This window comes from Bradyrhizobium sp. USDA 4516 (assembly GCF_054055915.1).
In genome coordinates this window covers 6,959,822-6,981,284 of sequence record NZ_JBSRXT010000001.1, presented here as the reverse complement: position 1 = coordinate 6,981,284, position 21,463 = coordinate 6,959,822, and the positions used below count along the sequence as shown (strand labels likewise).

The 21,463-nt window shown below is 65.8% G+C and carries 20 protein-coding genes and 1 pseudogene; 11 read left to right on the top strand and 10 right to left on the bottom strand.

Annotation, left to right across the window (positions count from 1 at the left end; translation table 11 throughout):
* Window positions 1-23: 23 nt before the first annotated feature.
* On the bottom strand, window positions 24-1,541 hold the full coding sequence (locus ACVI1L_RS31795) for an MFS transporter (protein ID WP_076831810.1): 1,518 nt from the start codon (window positions 1,539-1,541) through the stop codon (window positions 24-26).
* 214 nt (window positions 1,542-1,755) lie between these two features.
* Here ACVI1L_RS31795 and ACVI1L_RS31790 point away from each other — a divergent pair, with 214 nt between their 5' ends.
* A complete protein-coding gene (locus ACVI1L_RS31790; protein ID WP_456784695.1) occupies window positions 1,756-2,664 on the top strand; it encodes a LysR family transcriptional regulator in 909 nt (302 codons plus the stop codon).
* A 181-nt stretch (window positions 2,665-2,845) separates the two neighbouring features.
* On the opposite strand, the gene ACVI1L_RS31785 is transcribed toward ACVI1L_RS31790, so the two are convergent.
* Window positions 2,846-3,757: a LysR family transcriptional regulator gene (locus ACVI1L_RS31785; protein WP_456784694.1), complete on the bottom strand. Its 912-nt coding sequence runs from the start codon at window positions 3,755-3,757 to the stop codon at window positions 2,846-2,848.
* Between the two features lie 125 nt (window positions 3,758-3,882).
* Here ACVI1L_RS31785 and ACVI1L_RS31780 point away from each other — a divergent pair, with 125 nt between their 5' ends.
* Complete coding sequence (locus ACVI1L_RS31780; protein WP_456784693.1) at window positions 3,883-5,322, top strand: MFS transporter; 1,440 nt, start codon at window positions 3,883-3,885, stop codon at window positions 5,320-5,322.
* A gap of 20 nt (window positions 5,323-5,342) precedes the next feature.
* Here ACVI1L_RS31780 and ACVI1L_RS31775 read toward each other — a convergent pair whose 3' ends face one another.
* Both ACVI1L_RS31775 and ACVI1L_RS31770 read right to left on the bottom strand, forming a co-directional pair.
* On the bottom strand, window positions 5,343-6,536 hold the full coding sequence (locus ACVI1L_RS31775) for an MFS transporter (protein WP_456784692.1): 1,194 nt from the start codon (window positions 6,534-6,536) through the stop codon (window positions 5,343-5,345).
* Window positions 6,533-7,315 carry a GNAT family N-acetyltransferase gene (locus tag ACVI1L_RS31770; protein WP_456784691.1) on the bottom strand — a complete coding sequence of 261 codons (783 nt, stop codon included), beginning with the start codon at window positions 7,313-7,315 and terminating at the stop codon, window positions 6,533-6,535. Before ACVI1L_RS31770 ends, ACVI1L_RS31775 begins: the two co-directional genes overlap by 4 nt.
* 103 nt (window positions 7,316-7,418) lie before the next feature.
* On the opposite strand from ACVI1L_RS31770, the gene ACVI1L_RS31765 reads away from it, so the two are divergent.
* Window positions 7,419-8,318, top strand: coding sequence for a LysR family transcriptional regulator (locus ACVI1L_RS31765; protein WP_253587073.1), 900 nt, complete (start codon window positions 7,419-7,421; stop codon window positions 8,316-8,318).
* Between the two features lie 129 nt (window positions 8,319-8,447).
* On the opposite strand, the gene ACVI1L_RS31760 is transcribed toward ACVI1L_RS31765, so the two are convergent.
* Complete coding sequence (locus tag ACVI1L_RS31760) at window positions 8,448-9,245, bottom strand: DUF899 domain-containing protein (protein ID WP_456784690.1); 798 nt, start codon at window positions 9,243-9,245, stop codon at window positions 8,448-8,450.
* Between the two features lie 217 nt (window positions 9,246-9,462).
* Between ACVI1L_RS31760 and ACVI1L_RS31755 the strand changes: the two genes are divergently transcribed.
* The 7 genes and pseudogenes from ACVI1L_RS31755 to ACVI1L_RS31725 all read left to right on the top strand — a co-directional run bounded on the left by ACVI1L_RS31755 (window position 9,463) and on the right by ACVI1L_RS31725 (window position 15,290).
* A complete protein-coding gene (locus ACVI1L_RS31755) occupies window positions 9,463-9,972 on the top strand; it encodes a MarR family winged helix-turn-helix transcriptional regulator (RefSeq protein ID WP_456784689.1) in 510 nt (169 codons plus the stop codon).
* Window positions 9,969-10,310: pseudogene (locus tag ACVI1L_RS31750) on the top strand (EamA family transporter); the annotation flags it as partial. The gene ACVI1L_RS31755 and the pseudogene ACVI1L_RS31750, both read left to right, overlap by 4 nt.
* A 190-nt stretch (window positions 10,311-10,500) precedes the next feature.
* The gene (locus ACVI1L_RS31745) at window positions 10,501-10,863 is read left to right on the top strand and encodes an EamA family transporter (protein ID WP_456784688.1); all 363 of its coding nucleotides are present in this window, start codon (window positions 10,501-10,503) and stop codon (window positions 10,861-10,863) included.
* Between the two features lie 165 nt (window positions 10,864-11,028).
* Entirely contained in the window at window positions 11,029-13,125 is a 2,097-nt protein-coding gene (locus tag ACVI1L_RS31740; protein WP_456784687.1) for a YncE family protein, read from the top strand.
* Between the two features lie 91 nt (window positions 13,126-13,216).
* Window positions 13,217-13,684 (top strand): carboxymuconolactone decarboxylase family protein, encoded by a 468-nt coding sequence (locus ACVI1L_RS31735; protein WP_057019801.1) that lies wholly within the window; start codon window positions 13,217-13,219, stop codon window positions 13,682-13,684.
* Window positions 13,685-13,849: 165 nt separating this feature from the next.
* Entirely contained in the window at window positions 13,850-14,722 is an 873-nt protein-coding gene (locus ACVI1L_RS31730) for a GNAT family N-acetyltransferase (RefSeq protein ID WP_456784686.1), read from the top strand.
* Window positions 14,723-14,792: 70 nt separating this feature from the next.
* Window positions 14,793-15,290 (top strand): peptide deformylase, encoded by a 498-nt coding sequence (locus ACVI1L_RS31725; RefSeq protein WP_456784685.1) that lies wholly within the window; start codon window positions 14,793-14,795, stop codon window positions 15,288-15,290.
* Window positions 15,291-15,414: 124 nt separating this feature from the next.
* On the opposite strand, the gene ACVI1L_RS31720 is transcribed toward ACVI1L_RS31725, so the two are convergent.
* From ACVI1L_RS31720 to ACVI1L_RS31700, 5 genes are all read right to left on the bottom strand, one after another.
* Window positions 15,415-16,677, bottom strand: a complete 1,263-nt coding sequence (locus ACVI1L_RS31720) for a serine hydrolase domain-containing protein (RefSeq protein ID WP_456784684.1) — start codon at window positions 16,675-16,677, stop codon at window positions 15,415-15,417.
* A gap of 189 nt (window positions 16,678-16,866) precedes the next feature.
* On the bottom strand, window positions 16,867-17,340 hold the full coding sequence (locus tag ACVI1L_RS31715; RefSeq protein ID WP_057019799.1) for a VOC family protein: 474 nt from the start codon (window positions 17,338-17,340) through the stop codon (window positions 16,867-16,869).
* Between the two features lie 115 nt (window positions 17,341-17,455).
* The gene (locus ACVI1L_RS31710; RefSeq protein ID WP_456784683.1) at window positions 17,456-18,580 is read right to left on the bottom strand and encodes an MFS transporter; all 1,125 of its coding nucleotides are present in this window, start codon (window positions 18,578-18,580) and stop codon (window positions 17,456-17,458) included.
* A gap of 47 nt (window positions 18,581-18,627) precedes the next feature.
* Window positions 18,628-19,656: an adenosine deaminase gene (locus ACVI1L_RS31705; protein ID WP_456784682.1), complete on the bottom strand. Its 1,029-nt coding sequence runs from the start codon at window positions 19,654-19,656 to the stop codon at window positions 18,628-18,630.
* A 175-nt stretch (window positions 19,657-19,831) separates the two neighbouring features.
* On the bottom strand, window positions 19,832-20,368 hold the full coding sequence (locus tag ACVI1L_RS31700; RefSeq protein ID WP_057019797.1) for a helix-turn-helix domain-containing protein: 537 nt from the start codon (window positions 20,366-20,368) through the stop codon (window positions 19,832-19,834).
* 423 nt (window positions 20,369-20,791) lie between these two features.
* Here ACVI1L_RS31700 and ACVI1L_RS31695 point away from each other — a divergent pair, with 423 nt between their 5' ends.
* On the top strand, window positions 20,792-21,445 hold the full coding sequence (locus ACVI1L_RS31695) for a glutathione S-transferase family protein (protein WP_456784681.1): 654 nt from the start codon (window positions 20,792-20,794) through the stop codon (window positions 21,443-21,445).
* The last annotated feature ends 18 nt before the right edge of the window (window positions 21,446-21,463 follow it).

Below are 21,463 nucleotides of genomic sequence, written 5' to 3'. Positions count from 1 at the left end.
GGGCAGGCACGGCGACATCGTGTTCACTTCGTGCCGTGAGCCTCGGCCTGCCGCACCGGCCGCGCATTGAAGATCAGGAAGCTGAGCGCGGCCATGATCCACACCCCGATGCCGCCATAGAGCATCACCCAGCCGAAGCCGCTCGCGAGTGCCTGATGCACGACCGGGCCGGTCAGCTCCGGCGCGGCTGCGACGTCGCCGGCCGCGATTCGCTCGCCGATCGCGCGAAGTTGCGCGCCGTCCAGCGCCGGTAGCACCGCCTTCAGATGCGCCAGCACGCCGCTTGCCAGGATGAAGCCCATCAGCGCGATGTTGACCGAAAGCGAAACCATCCGCGCGCTCATGTCGATGCCCGAGGCCATGCCGGCGCGGTCGCTCGAGACCGAGCCGGTCGTCGTGTTGGTGACCGGCGTGTTGGTGATGCCGAGGCCAATTCCGGCGAGCAGGCAGCCGGGCAGCATCGTCAGCCAGTCCGGCTGCGCGGCGGCGCTGGCGAATTTCATCAGCATGAATCCGGCGCCGATCGTGAACAGCCCCACCGGAATGATCAGTCCGGGCTGATAGCGCAGCGACAGTCGTTCGGCGAACGGCGGCATCACCAGCGTCGGCAGCGTGTAGGCCAACAAGGCAAGTCCCGCGGACACGCTGTCATAGCCGAGGCCTGCATGAAACCAGATCGGCAGATAGATCATGAAAGGCCAGTAGCTGAGGTTCATCGCCGCCGAGCCGACGATCGAACCGGAGAAAGCCGGGATCCGAAAGACAGAGAAGTCGAACATCGGCCGCCGGCTGATTCTCTCGGCAACCAGGAACGCGGCGAAGCTCGCCGCGGAGACGCCGAGGATCGCAAGCCCCTTCAAGCTGACGAAGCCGAGATCCGGCCCCTGCGTGATGTAGAAGGCGAGGCAGAACACCGCGACCGACATCGTCACGATACCGGCGACGTCGAGGCTGCTGGCCTTTGGGTCCCTCGATTCATGCACACCGCCGATCGTGAGCACGAACGCCGCGGCCGCGAACAGCACGTGGACGAGGAACACCCACTCCCAACTCAGCACCGCGACAACGGCGCCGCCGATGATCGGGCCGAAGCCGAGGCCGATGCCGAAGATGACGCCCCACCAGCCCCAGGCGACGGCGCGCACCCGGCCGCCCTGGAATTCGTGCGAGAGCACGGCGATCTGGCAGATCAAGAGCGCGCCGCCGCTGAGGCCCTGCAGGAACCGGGCGAAGATCAGCATTTCGACGCTCGAGGCAATGCCGCAGATCAGCGAGGTGATGCCGAACGCCGCGATCGCGACCAGGAAGATGCGCTTGCGTCCATAGCGGTCCGCGACCGTCCCGATCGCCATCAGCACCGTGGTGACCGCGATCGTGTAGGCGTTCATGATCCATTGCAGTGCCTTGAAGTCGGCATGCAGCACTCGCTCCAGCGTCGGCAGGATCGCGGGGATGCTGGAAATCTCCAATCCGAACATCAGGCAGGCAAGGCATACGGCAGACAGCACGACAGCGCCGCGGCGGCTCAGTTCAGTAGACATGATCAGGCCTTTTGTTGTGGCAAGCCAACGGCATACCGCACGCTGTTGCCAGGGTGCTGGCAGCAGCCTCGGTCGATCGACTCACGATGTATTGAGGCAGCAGCGGCAGGAATCGGGTGGCCACGGCGCTTCACAACGCAAAGCTAGTCATGGCTTGAGCATTGGTGAATTGGATGACTAGATATTTCAGAGACAACAAATCCGGATGACTGACATGACCACGCTCGACGTCGACACCGTGAAGACATTCGTGACCATCGCCGACCTCAAGAGCTTTACGCGCGCCGCTGAAACACTCGGCACCACGCAGGGCGCGATCAGCGTCAAGTTGAAGCGGCTGGAAAGCCAGCTCGGCCACAGGCTGATCGAACGGACACCGCGCCGGGTGCGCCTGTCGGCGGAGGGCGCAGCTTTCCTCGCCCCGGCGCAGGAATTGCTCGGCGCGCATGATCGCGCCGTCGCGGCGTTGTCGCCCGTGCGCCCGCGTCGCTTCTCGCTCGGCATTGCCACCCATGTCGGAGGCGCGGAGGTTCCGACCTTGCTGGCGCGGCTGCATGCGCACGACCCGGCGCTCACCATCGAAGTCCGGCTCGAGGATTCCCGCGACCTGCTCGACGCCTTCGATCGCGGCGAGATCGATGCCGCCATCATCCGCCGCGAGGACGACCGCCGCGACGGCGAAATGCTGGCGACGGATCACTATGGCTGGTTCGCCACGCCGGACTTCGTCCATCGCGCGGGCGAGCCGCTGCGGCTCGCCGCCTCCTCGCCGTCCTGCGGCGTGCTCAACATCGCGACGCGCGCGCTGGCGGCGGCGAACATCCCGTGGACGGAAACTTTCCTCGGCTGCGGGTCCTTTGCCGTCGCCGATGCGGTCGCCGCAGGCCTCGCTACGTCGGTATTCTCGCGCCGGCTCGCCCCGGCCGGGACCATCGAGGTCAGCGGGCGGCTCGGCCTGCCTGCCCTGCCGCCGTCCGAGATCATGCTGCTGTCGGCGCTGTCAGATGCAAAATCACGCGCGGTGCTGAAGACGATCGTTGGTGCCTTTCGCGAGCATCATCGGATGCCTGCCAATCGCGCGACAGAGGAAATCCATACCGTCACGGAAGTTGTCGGCTCCTGAACGATCTGTGCGCCGGCCCTCTAGTGTGCTGAATGCGAACTTCGTGCGATTTCGCGGCAGCCACTTTCACGAACTTCGCATTCATAAAGCACACTAGAATCATAAGTTTGCTAGTGTCCTTATCGAATCCGAAGTTCGCTCCGAAGGTGCGGCAAATGATGCGAACTTCGGATTCGGGACACTAGCGGCGCGCGCTTCCGGCGCGCTTTCCCTCGAACAGCGCACGCTCCGAGGCGAGCGCCCTGGCGAGAAAATCGAGCGTCGCGCGGATGCGCGCGGTGCGCTTGAGATCGTCATGGGTCAATAGCCACAGCGCCGAGCGCGGCTCCGCGAGTGCTTTCGGCGTCAGGCGGCGCAGCGTGGGCGCGAGATCGCCGACATAGCAGGGCAGCAGGGCAAGCCCCAGTCCCGCTGCCGCGGCATCGCGCAGCGCCGGAAGCGCATCGACCCGGCAGGTGGTCCGCGCCGAACGCAGGTTCTCGCGCATCCAGCCGGCGATGACGGTCCCCGCCAGCGCATCGTCGAGCCCGATCCAGTCGTGCACCGACAAATTCCTGTCGACGCGGCGGGCGAGATAGGCGCGCGATCCGTAGACCGCATGGGCAATATCGGCAATGCGCCGTCCGACCAGCAGTTCGGATGGCGCCGGTGTCGGCCGGATCGCGATCTCGGCCTCGCGGCGCGTCAGGTTCGCCATCGCATTCGAGAAGATGATTTCCGGCTGGATCTCTGGATGCGCGGCGCGCATCGCCGGCAGATGCCGCATCAGCACCGCGCCGAGCGTGTCCGTCGTCGTGATCCGCACCGGTCCCGACGGCCTGAGGTCCCGTCCCGCCAGCTTGCGCTCGAGCGCAAGCACCTCGTCCTCGAGCCGGGCTGCCGAAGCCGCCGCGATCTCGCCGGCCGGTGTCGGCGCGTAGCCGTCGCGGAAACGCTCGAACAGCCGCGTTCCGATCGCATCCTCGATCGTGCCGAGGCGGCGAAACACGGTGGAATGCGTGACGCCGAGCCGGCGCGCCGCCCCCGAGAGGCTGCCTTCCCGCGCGACCGCGAGGACCAGCCGAAGGTCGTTCCAGTCGAGGACACTGTGCATTTTTGCAAGCTCCCTTCGCAGGGCTGGATAATATCTTATCACAAACGGACAGGCCATCTTTCCCGGACGTTCAACCGACGGCCCCCCTCGTGAGGGCGCCGTCGATTACCGAGAGGAGCTGGCAGGTGACGAGCGAGACCACCGAGACGTTGCGATTGCACGCCGCGCGCCCGGCGACGGTCGACCCGCGGCGATGGCGGGCGCTGCCGGTGCTGCTCACCGGCGCCTTCCTGCCGATCCTCGATTTCAATGTCGTCAACCTCGCACTGCCAGCCATTCGCGACAATCTCGGCGCCAGCTCGAGCGACGTGCAGTTCGTGATCTCGGCCTATGCCGCAACCTACGCCGTGTTCCTGATCACCGGCGGCCGGCTCGGCGATCTCCTGGGGCGGCGGCAGATGTTTTTGACCGGCGTCGCCGGCTTCACGATCGCATCCGTGCTGTGCGGCATCGCGTGGTCACCGGCCATGCTGGTCGCCGGACGGATCTTGCAGGGCCTCACCGCCACTGTAATGGCCCCGCAGGTGCTCGCCTCGATCCGCGTGCTGTTTCCGGCGACCGAACAGGGCCGCGCGCTCGGCTTCTATGGCGCGACCTTCGGCCTTGCTAATATCTGCGGCCAGCTGCTGGGCGGCGTGCTCGTCTCGGCGCAACCGTTCGGACTGGCCTGGCAGGCGATCTTCCTGATCAACGTGCCGATCGGCCTCGCCGCCTTCGTCGGCGGCCTGCTGTACCTCGCCGACTCGCGCGCCGCGCGCGCGCAGAGGCTCGACGTCGGCGGCGTCATCCTGCTGTCGCTCACGCTCGGCCTTCTGGTCTATCCGCTGATCGAGGGCCGGGAATCCGGCTGGCCTATCTGGATCGTCGCGATGCTGCTGGCATCTCCGCTGATGCTCGCCGCCTTCGTCCGCTTCGAGGCGCGGCTCGAAGCCCGTGGCGGCGATCCGCTGGTCGCGCCGCATCTGCTGCGCAACAGCGATTTCGTGATCGGGCTGGTGATGGCGCTCGCCTTCTACATGCTGTCGTCGTTCTATTTGACCTTCGCGGTCTACCTGCAAAATGGCCTGCACCAATCTCCGCTGGAAGCCGGCCTTGCCACCCTGCCCTTTGCCGCCGGCTTCTTCGTCAGCTCGCTGGTATCATCGCTGGTGATGCAATGGCTCGGTGCCCGCACGCTGACGCTGGGCTTTGCGCTCCAGATTGTCGGCTTCGGTGTCGTGATGCTGTCGGTCGGCGGTGCGCTTCCGCAAAGCCTCGAATTCGGCCTGATCTGCGGCGGGCTCGGCTTCGGCACCGTGATGCCCTCGGTGATCAAGGCCGTGATCGGCAGCATCGATCCGCGCCATGCCGGGCTGGCGTCGGGCATGATGATCTCGACCTTCCAGATCGGCGCGGCACTCGGCGTCGCGATTATCGGCGGCGTCTTCTACAGCCTGCTCGGGCCGCATCCGCTGGCCGATGACTACGCGCACGCCTTCACGATCGCGCTCGGCTGCAATGTCGCGCTGCTGGCGCTCGGCGGCTGGCTGTCGCTGTGGCTGCCGCGCGAGCCGGCGGCGGGTTGAGATCGACACCGCCGACGCGGCTATTGCTTCGCGGCCGCGAGCGGCGGCGGAAACAGCAGCTTGAGCGGGATGGCGGCAAGCAGCGTCACCAGGGCGAGACCGGTGGAGAGATAGAGCGCGCTCGCATCGCCGAACCGGTCGATCACGATTGCATAGATCAGCGGCGCCGCCGCCGGCAGGATGAAGGTCGGGACAATGAGCCGGCCGACCAGCGTGCCATAGCTGCGATGATCGAACAGGATGAGCGGCAGCGTTCCCCTGGTGATGGTCAGAATGCCGTTGCAGGCGCCGTAGAGCAGCGCAAACGCGATCCCCATCTCCCGCGCTGATCCGCTGAACAGGCCGGCGATGAAGGAGAGCGGCATGATCAGGCAGGCCATCAGGTTGAGCGCGAGCGGATCGAGCCGGACGCCGAACAGGACTTCGCAGAGACGCGCGGCGGATTGCCCGATCCCCCGCAGCGTTGCGATCCAGACCGCAACGGTGACGGTGAGCCCGAGGCCGGTGAGCACCGCGATCATGTGCGCGGACATGCCCGCGTTCAGGAAGTTCGCGCCGGTCATGATTACGGCATAGAGCCCGCTCGCCGCTGCAAGCTGCCGCCGCCCCACCGCGCGCGGTTGCCTCGATGCCACCGCAGCAGCGCCCGGCACGCCGGCAAATCGCTGGTTCGGAATCAGCAGATGCAGCGGGATCGTCAATAGCGCAATGCCGGCATAGGCCAGCACCGCGCTGCGCCAGCCGAAATGGTCCGATAGCGTATGGCCGAGCGGCCAGAACACGGTGGCGGCCAAGCCACCAAGCAAGGTGATCCCGGACATCGCACGGCGCGCTTCCGGCCCGCCGATCCGGGCCAGCGCCGCGAAGGCCGCATCGTACAGCGTCAGCCGCATGCCGAGGCCAAGAACGATCCAGGATGCGAAATAGCTGCCGATCTGGTGCGAGAGCGCGAGACCCGCGCAGCCGAGCGCGTTGATCACCGCCCCCGCGACCATGACCTGCCGGCCGCCGCTTTTGTCTACCCACCTGCCCGCAAGGGGCGACGTCACGCCCATCACCAAGAGCGCCGCGGCAAATCCGCCGTAGACGATGTCGCGGCTCCAGCCGAGATCCGCGGCGATCTGCTCGCCGAACCCGCCGATCAGATAGTAGGTCGCGCCCCACGAGATCAGTTGAGCCAGCCCGAGGGCAATCACGACCCGGCGTGCGATCACCGGGCCGTTTCCCTGTCTGACGGAAGCGTGGAAGCGCCGGGCCCCAGCGGCCGCTGCATCAGCACGGTGTCGACCCATTGCCCGAGCTTGAAGCCCACCGACCTCAACGTTCCGACCATCTCGAAGCCCATGCGACGGTGCAGCGCGATCGATCCGGCGTTGCCGCTGTTGCCGATCACGGCGATCATTTGCCGCCACGGTCCCTCCTCCGATCGTTCGATCAGCGCCCGCAGTAGCGCCGCGCCGACGTGGCGGCCACGCAGGGCTTCCGACACGTAGACCGAGTCTTCAATGGTGTTGCGATAGGCCGGCCGCGGCCGGTACGCTGTCGCGTAGGAGTAGCCGGCCACCCGTCCGTCGATATCGGCCACGATATATGGCAGCCCAGCGGCCAGCACGGCGGCACGGCGCTCGAGCATCTCGTCGAGTGTCGGCGGCACTTCCTCGAAGGTCGCCAGCCCGTTGAGCACGTGGTGCGCGTAGATGCGCTGCACCTCCGCCATGTCGACCTCTGTGGCGTCGCGGATCAAGGTGTCTTCGTTGTCTCTCATCCTTGCCTCGTCTTGCGGCATCATGCCCGTGCTTCGACGGCGCGTCGGTGCACGCTGCGGGCACCACGGGCTCATCTCGACATCGCTGCGCGACAGTCCGACATCCGCCAGCAGGCGATCATCGAGCTCGCGCAGCGCCTGCCGGCGGAGGATGCGCGAATGCGGCGAGACCGCAAGATAGCGCCCCAGCTCGACGATGACACCGCCAATGGACTTGAGGCCGGACAATGCCTGCTCCCGGTCTGCCGAAGCCGTCGCTTGCCGGACTATGCGCCCCGGCGTTATATAAGTGAAGCTTTGACAGCTTATGCACGGCATAAGAGATACTTTGATGAAGAACCTCGACCTCGATTATCTCGAAAGCTTCGCTGTCGTGATCGACTGCGGCAGCTTCTCGGCGGCAGCCGAGCGGCTGCAGCTCACGCAGCCCGCGGTGAGCCTGCAGGTGCGCCAGCTCGAGCGCAGCCTGAATGCGACGTTGATCGAGCGGGTCGGACGCAAGGCCAGACCGACCGCCGCCGGCGTCGCGCTGCTCTCCCATGCGCATCAGATCAATGCGGCGGTGGCGTCGGCGGTCGACGCCGTTGCACAGCAGACGACCGGAACGGCAGGCCGCGTGCGGCTCGGCACCGGTGCGACCGCCTGCATCTTCCTGCTGCCGCCGATCCTGAAGGAGCTGCGCGCCGCGCTGCCCTCGCTGGAGATCACCGTCACGACCGGCAACACCGCGGAGATCGCCCGGGCGGTCGAGGACAACACCATCGACATCGCGCTTGTCACGCTGCCGGTGTCGGGGCGCAGCTTCGAGATCACGCCGGTCATGAACGACGAGTTCGTGCTGATCGCGCCCCGCGACATGCAACTGCCGGCGCGGATCACGCCGGAGGTGCTGGCGACCAGGCCGGTGCTGCTGTTCGAGCCGGGCGGCAACACCAGGCGCACCGCGGACGAGTGGCTGGCCCGCGGCGGCGTGTCCTTGAAGCCGTTGATGTCGCTCGGCAGCGTCGAGGCGATCAAGGAGATGGTGCGCGCCGGGCTGGGCTGTGCGGTGCTGCCCGGCATGGCCGTCCCCGCCAGGACCAAGCAGCGCGACCTGGTCGTCCGGTCGCTGTCACCAAAGCTCTACCGCCGGCTCGCGGTGGTGATCCGCCGCGACAAGCGCCTCGATCGCGGGCTGCGGCAGACCTTGTCGGCGCTGAAGGCACTCTCGGCCAAGGACAATGGCCGCTAGAGCGTCGAGCGAGGCGGACGCCGGTCCGCGTCAAGAAAGCAGGCAAGACAAGAAGCGGAAGCTTCGGTTCTGATCCAATCAAAACCGAAGCCCTCGGAAGCACGCCGCGCGTTCTCCCCGTTCTACCCCTTACGTCGCTTTGCGCTCCTGCTCCGCGATCTTGCGGAACGCGGCTTCGCCGGCATCGGTCACCGCCGCCCATTTTGCGTTCGGCGTGGCCTCGGCGTCGTAATTGTCGTGCCAGTTCCACCATTTGTAGGTCGGGCTCTGCGGATAACCCTTCGGCGAGTCCTCCCAGAGTTCCTGACGGCCGAGCGGCGTGATGTCGAGATAGCTCCACACCGTACCCATCGCCTCGTCGCCGCGGCTGTTGACGAAATAGGTGCGGAAGATCCGCTCGCCGTCGCGGATGAAGACGTTGTGGCCGTGCCACTCGGCAACGCCGAAGTCGGTATCAAAACTGTCGGTGATCGTGTACCACGGCATGTCCCACTCCATCCGCGCCTTCAGCCGCGCGATGTCGGCCTGCGGCGCGCGCGAGGCGTAAGCTAGCGTGGTGTCGCGCTGGTTCAGATGGGAGAGGTGACTGACCTGATCGGCGCCGAGCGAACAGCCACGGCAGCCATGGTCTGGCCAGCCGAACACGCCGGGCTCGAAGAAGGCGCGGTAGATGATCAGCTGCCGGCGGCCCTCGAACAGGTCGAGCAGGCTCGCCTTTCCGTTCGGTCCTTCGAAGACATACGGCTTCTCGACCGTCATCCAGGGCATCCGCCGCCGCTCCGCCGCAAGCGCGTCGCGTGCCCGCACCTGGGCCTTTTCCTTCACCAGCATCTCCAGGCGCGCCGCCTCCCACGCCTCCCGTGACACCACCGGCGGCGTCTGCATCGCTGCCAGTCCGCCACGATCGTTTTCAGCTGATTTATTCATGATGGTCTCTCCATCTCCGATTTGGACGAACTCCGCTCCCCGAGCGCGGTTCCAGCGCCGGCGGCCGTTCGTCATTGGCCATGCCGCAATCTGGCTCGGCAGCGCTAGCGAGCGGGAGTGACAAGTGTGTCGGGATTTTTCGCGCAGGTGGTCAGACCGCATCACCATATTTGTGATATGCTTGCACTTTGCAATTAACTATGCGAACCTCGCCGGCATGATGCAAACCGCTGCCCCTGCGTCCGATGATGGCCTCAAGCTAAGCGCCTGGCTGCCTTACCGCCTGTTCCTGGTCGCAGCGCAGGTCGCCCGCCCGCTCGAGCGCTTCTACGGCGAGACGTTCGGATTGAGCCAGGCGGGCTGGCGCATCCTCGCCGTCATCGCCGAGCGCGACGCGGCCAACGCCTCCGATATCGGCCGCGCCTGCGCGCTCGATCCGTTCGCGGTCAGCCGCGGCATCGGCCAGCTCACAGAGCTCGGCTTCGCGGTGCGACGCTCCGGCAAGTCCGACCGGCGCTTCGCCGCCGTCAGCATCACCCGCAGCGGCCGGGCCGCGTTCAACCGGATCGCCGCACTCGGCAGCGCGATCGAAGCGCGGCTGCTGGCGCGGCTGTCGGAGAGCGAACGCGCCACGCTCGATTCCGCCCTCACCCGGCTTGAGGGAGAAAGCGCGCGGATCGACGCCGACGGCTGGCGCGCACTGCGCGATGACGCCGGCGCGCCATGACGGCCCTGCTGTTCGCAGTGACCGCGCTGCTCTGGGGCGGCGGCGCGCTGGCAACGGCAATGCAGGCCGGCGTGACGCCCGCGCCGTGGTCGGTCGCGCTGCGCATGGTGCTCGCGGGCGTCATCCTGCTCGGCTACGGCCGGATGCGCGGCGTGCCGCTTGCGATCCCGCGCAAGGACCGGCCGGCGGTCGCGTTGCAGGGCCTGCTGTTCTTCGCCATTGCCTTCATCGCCTTCTATGAGGCGACCGCACGCATGCCGAGCGGGCTTGCGGCGCTCGTGCTGTCGACATCGTCGCTGTTCGCGGCCGTGATCGCGCGTGCCGCACTCGGCGTGCCGATCTCTTCCGGATTCGTGTGGGGCGCGCTGTGCGGCATTCTTGGACTGGCGATCATCTTCCTGCCCGGTGCCGCCGCGCAGGGAGTCGCACCGCTTGCGGGATTCGCCTGGGCGCTCACCGCGGCCATCGCAACCGGCGCCGGGACAACGGTCGGCGTGCGCAACCAGCGCGCCGGACTGCCTGTCCGGCGTGCGCAACCAGCGCGCCGGACTGCCTGTCGCCTCCGTGCTCGGCTGGGGCGCGTTCGTCGGCGCGGCGGCGAGCGCGCTGTGGGCCGTCGCGACGGGCACGCCGTTTGTAGCCGACATTTCGCCCTCCTACGTGACGAGCTTCCTCTATCTCGCGATCGCCGCGTCCTGCATCACCTTCACGCTCTATTTCGAGCTGGTGCGCCGGCTCGGTCCCGGCCGCGCGGCCTATACGCTCGCGCTGGTGCCGCTCGTCGCGCTCGTGCTGTCCGCGCTGTTCGAGCACCTCGCGCTGGGCTGGCCGGTGCTCGCCGGCGCCGCCGCGATCCTTGCCGGCAACGTGCTGGTGCTGGCGCGCGCTTGACCGGCTCGTCGGCGCACAGCAAGAGGCATGCGGCAAGTTGTCCCGCGCCGGCGATCGCCGGCCAGTCAACCTCTTATTTCCCGATCGCATTAATCGGACGTTGTCCGGCTCGCATATAAAGAAGCAACCCGGGACGACGAGGCGGCTTCGCAGGGTTACCCGATCGTGAATTCCATCCGCAGAATCGGCAACACCGAGTACTTCGCAATCCAGGTCGACGGCCAGGATGACTGGATCATGCGTCCTGCCCTCGGCCAGCGGCCCGCGCGGAATGCCGGGCCGCTGCCGGATGGCATCGCCTGGTTCTTCAACACCGACGCTGGATTCATCTTCTATGATCTCGCGCGTCGCCAACTCGTCGATCGGCTGCAAACGCCCTGGGCGCGCGGCCACGACGGAAAGGACGCGCGCGACGATTATCTGAGTTACGGATTTCTGCAGAGCAAGGATGGCCGGTTCGTCTATCTCCTGCTTTATCACGCCGCGAACGCGACTGACCTGCATGTCATCGACCTCGAGCGCAGGGCGATCGTCCGCTCGGTTCTGGACATGCCGAGCGGCAACTCGCTGTGCCCGCCGGTTCTGGACCAGGCTGGCCGGATTCTGGTTTCGGCGTTCCGGCACGACAATGGAATTATCGCGCTGCTGCTGCGCATCGATCCGCAGACAGGCGCTTACGATGTGTCGAGCTGCGAGGGATCGCGGGCGAGGTCGTTCCTGATCCGCTCGAGCCCGTGCGGCCGCTATTGGCTGCGCGCCGACAATTCCCGGCTCCCCATGATTACCGAGGAGAGCTCGCTCGTCTCCCGGTTGCTGGGCAGAGACACCACGGCGCGGCGGGAGTATTTCAGCTTTGCCGTCGAGATATGGCAGGCCTTTCCGCTCCGGCGGCTGCACTCCGTCGCACCGATGTGGATGCAGGCGGAAGGGTTGCCCGACACGGCCCAGCTCGACCTCGACAGACGGAAGCAGGGATTGCCGCCTCGGCGAGGCGAGATCTACCGCAAGGTGTCGCAGTTGCTCGATCGCGAGGCCACGCTGACGACCAACCAGATCAACGCGAAATCGCATCCCGATCTGTGGCCGGATCCGAATAGCCACTACGCCAATGTCAGCAGCAATCTCCGCGACTTCGAACTCTCCGAGCGCGACGTGATCGGCTGGCAAGGCGATAGCCAGGCTTTCTGGTTGAAGCGGCATGACTTCGTCGCCTGCGTCGGTGTGGACGGGACGGTTTCGCCCAAGATCATGCTGGAGCGGTTCGGGATGGACGACCGTCCCTGGCTGGCACGCGCCCGCGGCTGGTCGAAGGCGACGCCCCTGCCCGACCGTCGCCTCGATATGCGGTTCACGGAGGGGATGGTGACGGTCTCCGGCGCGCCAGGCGATCCGGTACACCGCGTCCGGGCGGTGCCCGTAACCGAGGATCATTTCAGGCCCGCGCCACCCGAGCCGCAAGAAGAGGACAAGGATGCCGCGCTCGCCAAGAAGGCCGAGACGCTCGCCAGGCGGTTCAGCACCTACACCGTCGATCTCGCCTCGATGAGCGAGCCCGATTGTGTCGCAGCCATCGATGCGCTCACGGCGCAGATCGGTCCCGATATCAACGAGCGTCCCTACGACAACCACCTGCAGGCGGTGTTCCGTTGCGACGGCAAGCGGCTCAACGAGAAGAAGTTCTTCTCGCATGTTGCGAAGCACTGCCCCGGCGCCGCACCTGCGATCCGCGAGCTGATCGACGCGGCGTGCACGCACATCGGACCGCATGCCAACGCCTGGTACGATCCTTACGGAGACGAGATTCCGACCGCGCTGTTCGGCTACGCCGCCTGGTGCCTCGCGCGCCTGGACAAAACGAGCAACGATGTCCTGCTGCGCTACTACGGGCTGGTCGATACCGATCACGAGAACTTCTTTTTCGAGAAGATCGCTCCGTTGATGCTGGAGAACGCAGGCGACGCGAGTCCTCGCCTGGAGCTCGCGGAGCAATTCTATTTCGGCGACCTCGGCAATGCCATCGATCACGCCTTGCTCTGGCGAATGGCGAAGATGGCCGAGCATGCGGCGAGCCTGATGACGGCGCAGCAGTACGCGGCGCGATTGCTGGCGCGCGCAGCCGCGACCTCCGCCGCGCGATCGAAGTCGGAGTTCGGGTATTATTGTTTCGACAATCTCGCGCGGTTCCTGACGGATCCTTCGCGATGGGAAACAGAGCTGCTGCAAGAACTCCGCCAAGCGGCGAGCGATCTCGCGCCCCAATAGCGCCGCGGCAGATGAAAATATCACGCCGGCATGTCACATTCGCCGTTCCTCGTTCGTCATGATGTCGTCAACCAACCCAGGGAAACCGACCATGACTGTCAGACTTGATCCGCTCGCCGCCGCCCCCAAGATCATGAAGATCTGGTTCGACGCGTCGGTCGCGATCTCCTCCAGCCTCGAGCCGAAGCTCGCCGAGCTCGTGAAGATTCGCGCCTCGGAGATCAACGGCTGCGCCAATTGCATCAATTTGCACACGACATTCGCCCGCGACGAGGGTGAGACCGAGCAGCGCATCTACCTGCTGTCGGCCTGGCGCGAAGCGCCCTGCTACACCGATCGCGAGCGCGCCGCGCTCGGCTGGACCGAGGCCCTGACTCGGATCTGCGAGCAGCACACCCATGTCGCGGCCTACGAGGCGCTGAAGGCGCATTTCACGCCGGAGGAGCAGGTCAAGGTGACCTTGCTGATCAACATCATCAACGGCTGGAACCGGATCGCGGTCGGCTTTGGCGGCTTCGTCGATCCGCACGTGATCAAGGCCAGGATGGCCGCGGCGTGACCGCGGAAACGGCACGAGACGACGCAGCGGCTGACTTCGCGCCGCTGCGTCCCAGGCTGATGCGCGTCGCCTATCGCATGGCCTCTGCACTAGGCGGCAGGGCTCCGTTCGGTCTGGATCGCCGGCCGATTGACGCGGCGACGATATCTGACTAAAGTCAGATATATGCTCGACCCCGTGTCCCGCGTCCGTCGCTTCAACCGTGCCGTGACCTCCGCCGTCGGCGCGCTCGACACCTCGTTCCTCGGGCGCGGTCGGCCGCTCGGCGCGGCGCGCGTGCTGAACGCGATCGGGCACGGCCGCGCCGATGTCGGCGAGATCAGGGACTATCTCGGGCTCGATTCCGGCCTGATGAGCCGCCTGCTACGCAGCCTCGAAGACGAGGGACTGATCGAGACCACGGCGCATGGCGACGATGCGCGCCGCCGCATCGCACGGCTGACGGCGGCGGGTAAGCGCGAGTTCAGCGCCTATGAAGCGATCTCCAATCGGCAGGCCAAGGACTTTCTCGCCCACCACAGCCAGCGCGAGGCGCTGCTGGCGGCGATGGACCTGATCGCCTCGGCGCTTGGCCGCGACGGCACCGCCCTCGATGAGATGGATCCGCGCAGCGACGAGGCGCGCTACTGCCTGGGCGAATATTACGCCGAGCTCGCGCGGCGGTTCGAGAAAGGCTTTGACGTCAGGCTGTCGCGCGACCCCGAGGCCAAGGACATGGTGCGCCCACGCGGCAGCTTCATCGTGGCGATGTCGGACGGGTTGCCGATCGGCTGCGTCGGGCTGAAGGGCACCAGCAGCGAGTTCGCGGAGATCAAGCGGCTCTGGGTCGCACCTGGCGCGCGCGGCCTCGGCCTTGGCCGCCGCCTGATGGACGCGGCCGAGAAGGCCGCACGCGAGCTCGGCATCGCGGTGTTGCGGCTCGACACCAACAGCGCGCTGCCGGAAGCCGGCCAGCTCTATCGCAGGACGGGCTGGACCGAGATCCCGCGCTTCAACGACGACCCCTACCCCGATCTGTTCTTCGAAAAGCATCTCTGAACGGCGCGCCGCACGCGGTGCCCGCACTCGGCATGTTGTCCGGCGCGATGCGCTGGCCTAAGACACGAGCATGACCATTCGCCCCATCGTGCGCTATCCCGATCCGCGCCTTGCGCTGCCGGCCGAGCCGGTGACCATGTTCGACGACGCGCTGCGCGAACTGGCGCAGGACCTGCTCGAGACCATGCATGCGGCGCCGGGCATCGGCATCACCGCGCCGCATATCGGTGTGTCCCTGCGCGTCGTGGTGCTCGAGCTCGATACCCGCGAGGGGCCGCGGACCTATGTCAATCCGGAGATCATCCGGACCTCGCCCGAGATGACCCTGCACAAGGAGGGCAGCGTCTCGATGCCCGGGGTCAATGACGAGGTCGAGCGCCACGCCCGCGTCCGCATCCGCTATCAGGATCTCGACGGCAACATGCAGACCGAAGAGTCCGACGGCCTGCGGGCGGTGTGCCATCAGCACGAGATCGATCAGCTCGACGGCGTGTTCTGGATCAGGCGGCTGTCCCGCATCAAGCGGGAGCGCCTGATCAAGCGCTACGACAAAATCTCGCGGACGTGATCGTAGCCCGCATGAGCGAAGCGACATGCGGGACAAGCCGCGATCAGCAGACGGAAAGGCCCCGGATATCGCTGCGCTCATCCGCGCTACGCGTCTTGCGCGAGCGAACCAACCTGCCTTCGTTCTACCCTCCCGCCATCAGATCCTTGGCCAGCGCCATGTAGGCCGGCAGCGTTACGGGGTCGTTGGCGGCGTTGCCGGCGGCCGGGTGCGAGGCGTAGCGCGCGATCACTATCTCGGCCTTCGGATCGATATAGAGGCCCTGGCCATAAACGCCGCGCGCCATGAAGGCGCCGTGCGCATTGTGCGTCACCCACCATTGATTGCGGTAGGACGCTCCCGGCAGTGTGGTGTAGCCGGCAGGCTTGAATTTCTCGGGATCGCCGCCGCGCGCGATGTCCTCGACCACTTGGGACGGTACGATTTGGCGGCCGTTGAAGCGGCCATGATTACGGATCGTCTCGCCGAACCGGGCGAGATCGCGCAGCGTCGTCGACAATCCGCCGCCGCCGCTTTCGGTGCCGATGCGGTCAACGTGATAATGCGCATCCTCCTCGGCGCCCATCGGCGCCCAGATCCGCTCGGAGAGCAGGTCCGATAAGGTCATGCCGCTGGCACGGCGGCAGATCCAGGCCAGCACGTCGGTGTTGACGGTCTTGTAGGCGAACGCCTTGCCGTGCTCACCCTGCTTCTGCTGCGCGCAGAGGAAATCGAAGATATTGGTCGCGCCCTCATAGCCCGGCTCGATCGGCGCCATGCCGTTGGCGCGCCGCAGCCCCCACACGTCGGAATTCTTGTCGGTATAGACCTCGGTGTATTTGAGGCCGGTGGTCATATCCATCGCCTCGTGCACGCGGGCATCGCCGAACGCGCTTGCCTTCAGCTCCGGCACGTAATCGGTGATCGGCGCCTGCGGATCGATCTTGCCCTCGGCGATCAGGATGCCGGCAAGCGTGCCGGTGAACGATTTGGTCACCGACATCGCGATGTGCGGCTTGTGCGGCCTCAGGGCGCCGAAATAGCGCTCGTAGATCAGCTTGCCCCGGTGCAGCACGGCGATGCCGTCGGCATAGGTTTCCTCGAGCATGCGCGCGAAGGTCATCGGGCGACCGTCCATCGTCACCGATGCCGACGCGCCGATATCATGGTCTTCGCGCGGCAGCACCGACGCCGGCCCTGCCCCGCGCCAGACATTCACGGTCGGCACCAGTTGGCGGATGTTGCTCCAGGCCCAGCGCAATTCGGGGAAGCTGCGGAACGAGCCGTTCTGGAAGGTGATGGTCCTGTCCTGCGGCGGCGGAAAGCCCTGCATCCAGCCAAGCGTCTGCGGGTCGGATTCGGCGGCGGTGAGATTTTGCTGTTGATTGGCGGCGGCTGCGACGGACATCAGGGCTGGCTCCAGAGCTGCGAATGCGAATTTCGTATCACGCGACAGCACCAGGCACATCCCGCGTTTGCGCCGGGGTGATCGTTCGCGGCGAGCGCACGCCGCAACGCGAATGGCCGCGTGCCGCACACGCCAGCTCGATCGGACACCTGACTATCGAGCCCGGGCCAAATCATTCCACCACGCGGATTACCCCGCCGCCGCGCGCTCGATCGCGGCGATGTCGATGTTCTTCATCGTCATCATCGCCTCCATCGCGCGCTTGCCGGCGGCGCGGTCGGCGCTGTTGACGAGCTCGAGCAGCCGCCGCGGCGTGATCTGCCAGGCAAAGCCCCAGCGATCCCGGCACCAGCCGCACGGCAATTCCTTGCCGCCGTTGGAAGTGACCGCATTCCAGTAGCGGTCGGTCTCCTCCTGGCTGTCGGTGAGCACCATGAAACTGACCGCCTCGTTCGGCGTGTAGTTGGAGCCTCCGTTTAACCCCACGAAACGCCGGCCGAGCACGGTGAATTCGACCGTCAGTTCCTCGCCCTGCCCGATGCCCGGTATCGGAGATTGATGGCCCGCGCCGACATGGCTGTCGGGAAACGTCGCGGCATAAAACTCCGCCGCTTCGCGCGCCCGGCCCTGATCGAACCAGAGGCATGTGACGAGATCGGTCATGGCAGTCTCCTTCCAGGGATCATCGAGCAGAATGGAGAGGGGAATAATCCGTGATTATGGTCCTGGTTCGACGCGGCGCAGGCTTTCGTTCCACAACGTGTTTCGCCATCGCGGATCATGTTTCGCCACTTCGGCTCACGCGCATGATCAACAGCGGCACGATGACGATCACTCCCGCCATCAGCATCACTCCGGATAGATCCGAGAGATTCAGCATCCGGGCACCAAGAATGGCTCCGACGCCGATCGCCGAATTGATGACCGCGGAGTGGACCGCGGCCGCGGACATCGCCATGGAACCGGCCGCGCGTAAGATCCAAGTCTGGAGGCCCGCGAACAGCGCCGCGACGGCGGCGCCCCAGACGATGAGCAAGGTAACAACCGCGCCGGCCCCCAGTCGCGGGCCAAACCATCCAAGCCCGACAAGCGCGCCCGCGAGGGCCAGCAGTCCCCACGTGATGACAGATGTCATGAAGCGATCGATCAGAACGCCGGTCAGGATGTTGCCGACAAATCCTGCTCCGCCAAAACCGAACAGCATCACACCGATCATGAAGGGCGGCACATCCGCGATCTCGCCGAGGAAGGGTTCGATGAACGTATAGGCTGCGAAATTCGCTGCCGCCATGAACGCCGTTACGGAATAGATTCTCCGCAGGTCCTGTCGGCGCACCACCGCTGCCAGCGCTTGCCATCCCGCCGGCGATCCGGCCCGGAGCCGCGGAAGAACGCCGACCATCAGGGCGGACGTGCACAATCCGACCCCGCCGATCACGCCGAAAGCCGCGCGCCATCCGTTGTTCTGTCCGATGAGGTTGACGAGCGGCACGCCGATGACGGTTGCCATCGAGATTCCGCCGAACACGATCGCTGTCGCAACACCCATGCGATGAGACGGCGCGATCTGCGTTGCGATCGCGGCCGCCATCGCCCAGAAGAAACCGTGAACGACAGCACCGACCGCGCGCGCCAGCAACAACCCCGTGAAACCGTCGGAGAGCATTGCCGCAAGGTTGGTCGCAGACAACACCAGCATCAGAACAACGAGCAGCGGTTTGCGGGGAAAACGTTGCAGCAGAACGGCGGACAACAGACCGCTTGCAGCGCCGATCCAGGCATAGAGCGTGACCGTGAGCCCGACCGCGGCCTGGTCTCGACCAAGATCGAGGGCGATTTGGGACAACAGCCCGACCGGCGCGAACTCGCTCGTGACCATCGTGAACGAAGCAACGCCGAGCACGATGACGGCGAGCCAGACGCGGAGCCCGGGACTGGAAGTGTCAGTCGTCATGCAGGTGACCGGTGTGGCGGCCTGATGTCCCTGATGACGCGCCGATAGTCCTGACGTCGCCTTTCATCCACGAACGCAGCCTTGAGGCTGTTGTCGGCGAGGCTCAATTGCTCCTCGGCAGTCAGGCCCAACGCCGCTGCCGCACGGACGAAGTTCTCGTTGACGTGACCTCCGAAATACGCGGGGTCGTCGGAGTTGACCGTGACGCAGAGGCCGGCGTGGAGCAGCCGGCGCAGATTGTGACGTTGGAGATCGGGGAAGATCCGCAGCGCCACATTCGACAACGGGCACACCGTGAGCGGCGTCCCCTCGTCGGCAAGCCGCCGCATCAGTGCCGGATCGGCCTCGCATTGGACGCCGTGATCGATGCGGTCGACGCGTAGCCTGTCGATCGCTTCGGTCACGTAAACCGGCGGCCCTTCCTCACCGGCATGCGCGGTCGTCTTCCAGCCAAGCGCGCGGGCGCGGGCGAAGACCTGGTCGAAGGGTCCGGGCGGGTAGCCTTTTTCCGGTCCACCAAGTCCGAGGGCCAGCACGCCGTCGCGCCAGCGGCGCGCTGCCTCGATGGCGGCGAAGGCCTCTTCAACAGGCTTATGCCGGCGAACGCACAGGATCACGCCTCCGGTGATATCGCGTTGTAACCGCGCGTCTGCATAAGCGGCGGTGATGCCGTCCATGACAGCATCGAACGGCACGCGGCGCTCGGTATGGTCGGCAGGGGTGACGTAGATTTCCGCATGAACGACGTTGTCTTCCCGCGCGCGGGTCAGGTACGCGCGTGCCAGCTCATAGAAGTCGCGCTCCGTCCGAAGCACGGTCAGACCAGCCCAGTAGATCTCCAAAAATGACTGGAGATCGGAGAAGCGATACGCCGAGAGGATATCGGTCATCGAGCGGTACGGGATCGCCACGTCGTTCCGGCGGGCAAAATCGAGCAGCATGCCCGGCTCCAGCGTTCCCTCGACATGCACGTGAAGCTCGGCCTTCGGAACGGCCTTGATGTCAAACAAGGGAACGGAATTCATTGAACGCGATCTCTGGCCTCGGCGTGTTCCGCTTCAGAGCTTTTTCCCGCGCGTCCAACCGGATGCGCGTGCCGAAGCTCGTCCGCCGTACGAGCCCGACCTAGCAGCCTTTGTCGAAAGGTCGCCACGCATAAAATATGCGGGCGTTATCCGGCTCAGGCAGCCTCCCCGTGCATTAGGCAATGGTGGTGACCAGCCGCGCGGGGGCACCGTCGGCGAGCATGATGCGCTCCCACAGCATGCGTCCCGGAAGGATCACGAGATCCGCATCGGAGTTCGGACCCGTATTGACCTCGAGCGAGCTGAGTTGCCCGTCATACCAGCCGAGATCATTGAGGGCGGTGTCAGCCGCGAGGATTTCCGGAGAGGCATAGACACGTAGCGATTTGCCCAGGAACTCGGATAAGCCGGTTCGCCATTCGGCCTGCCTGGGCGCCGACGCGGCAAGCAGCCGATGCGTCAGGTCGCACACCAGATGGACCTTGCGCGTCGAGGATTCGACGAGACGCTTCAGAGCGGCATCCTGGGCCGGCTCGAACGGACCCATGAGCAATCGGCGCGCCGAGATCCACTGGGTTTCCGACAGATCGAGAATGCCGCGCTCCCAGCGCGACACGGTCGCCTGATCCACACCCATCAATTCAGCGAGGTAGCTTTGCTTCATCTGACGAAGCAATCGCATTCGTCGCAATCCGCGGCCTTGATCACCCATCAACATTCACCCAACTTTGTTCTGCAACTCGTGGCGCGGGGTCAGCGAATATATACCCCGCGGACACCGCTACCAGGAACGGCTGCGGCGCAAACTCCGCAGCCGTGCGCGCCTGGCGCTGGTCGAACCACAGGCATGTCACGAGCCCGGCCACGGCAGCCTTTCTTTTTTCGCATAGGGTGGTTGGGGAAACCGCACACCGCCATCACGATCGCAAAGCCTGTCCGGATCGGCCAATTCGGCCGCTATCGCGGCGATGACTGCCATTGAGCAGCGAAATCCGGGGTTCTCGCCTTTGGCAGGACCGGCCCCGGATCTCGCTGCGCTACATCCGGGCTACGCTTGGCCAAACGATTCCGGAATCAGCTGTCGGGGCGCGCGCCGCCCGCTCGTCCTCAGGACGCAAGGACATGGAGAGAAACGATGACGCCCATCATTACCGCCTTCGAACGGTCGCCCGATGGCGGCAAGGGATTGGCACGCGATACGCGCGTTCGCTGGGCACTCGAGGAAGTCGGCCAGCCCTACGAGGTCCGCCTTGTTTCGTTCCAGGCGATGAAGGAGCCCGCGCATCTGGCGCTGCATCCCTTCGGCCAGATTCCGACCTACGAGGAAGGTGATCTCGCGCTGTTCGAGGCCGGCTCGATCGTGCTCCATATCGCCGAGCGTCATGCGGGCCTGCTGCCCGGCGATGCCAATGCCCGCGCCCGCGCAATCACCTGGATGTTTGCCGCGGTCAACACGGTGGAACCGCCGATCCTCGAACTCATGACCGCCAGGATTCTGGAGAGCGGCAAGCCTTGGACCAAAGACCGCCTGCCGCTGGTCATGGATCGTATCCGCGACCGGCTGAAGCAACTCTCCGCCCGCCTCGGCGACGCCGACTGGCTCGACGGCGCGTTCAGCGCGGGCGACCTGATGATGGTGTCGGTGCTGCTCCGGCTGAGAGCATCGGGCATTCTCGACGAATATCCGAGCCTGTCCGCCTATGTCGCCCGCGGCGAGGCCCGGCCGGCTTACCAGCGAGCTTTCGAGGCTCAGCTGGCGGTCAACACGGGTAAGCGACCGACCGGCTGACGTTGGCGACATCAGGGA

Excerpts from the sequence above, each read along its gene's own strand:
- ACVI1L_RS31795 (WP_076831810.1), bottom strand. The coding sequence starts at position 1,541 with ATGTCTACTGAACTGAGCCGCCGCGGCGCTGTCGTGCTGTCTGCCGTA.
- ACVI1L_RS31790 (WP_456784695.1), top strand. The coding sequence starts at position 1,756 with ATGACCACGCTCGACGTCGACACCGTGAAGACATTCGTGACCATCGCC.
- ACVI1L_RS31785 (WP_456784694.1), bottom strand. The coding sequence starts at position 3,757 with ATGCACAGTGTCCTCGACTGGAACGACCTTCGGCTGGTCCTCGCGGTC.
- ACVI1L_RS31765 (WP_253587073.1), top strand. The coding sequence starts at position 7,419 with ATGAAGAACCTCGACCTCGATTATCTCGAAAGCTTCGCTGTCGTGATC.
- ACVI1L_RS31760 (WP_456784690.1), bottom strand. The coding sequence starts at position 9,245 with ATGAATAAATCAGCTGAAAACGATCGTGGCGGACTGGCAGCGATGCAG.
- ACVI1L_RS31755 (WP_456784689.1), top strand. The coding sequence starts at position 9,463 with ATGATGCAAACCGCTGCCCCTGCGTCCGATGATGGCCTCAAGCTAAGC.
- ACVI1L_RS31735 (WP_057019801.1), top strand. The coding sequence starts at position 13,217 with ATGACTGTCAGACTTGATCCGCTCGCCGCCGCCCCCAAGATCATGAAG.
- ACVI1L_RS31730 (WP_456784686.1), top strand. The coding sequence starts at position 13,850 with ATGCTCGACCCCGTGTCCCGCGTCCGTCGCTTCAACCGTGCCGTGACC.
- ACVI1L_RS31725 (WP_456784685.1), top strand. The coding sequence starts at position 14,793 with ATGACCATTCGCCCCATCGTGCGCTATCCCGATCCGCGCCTTGCGCTG.
- ACVI1L_RS31720 (WP_456784684.1), bottom strand. The coding sequence starts at position 16,677 with ATGTCCGTCGCAGCCGCCGCCAATCAACAGCAAAATCTCACCGCCGCC.
- ACVI1L_RS31715 (WP_057019799.1), bottom strand. The coding sequence starts at position 17,340 with ATGACCGATCTCGTCACATGCCTCTGGTTCGATCAGGGCCGGGCGCGC.
- ACVI1L_RS31705 (WP_456784682.1), bottom strand. The coding sequence starts at position 19,656 with ATGAATTCCGTTCCCTTGTTTGACATCAAGGCCGTTCCGAAGGCCGAG.
- ACVI1L_RS31700 (WP_057019797.1), bottom strand. The coding sequence starts at position 20,368 with ATGGGTGATCAAGGCCGCGGATTGCGACGAATGCGATTGCTTCGTCAG.
- ACVI1L_RS31695 (WP_456784681.1), top strand. The coding sequence starts at position 20,792 with ATGACGCCCATCATTACCGCCTTCGAACGGTCGCCCGATGGCGGCAAG.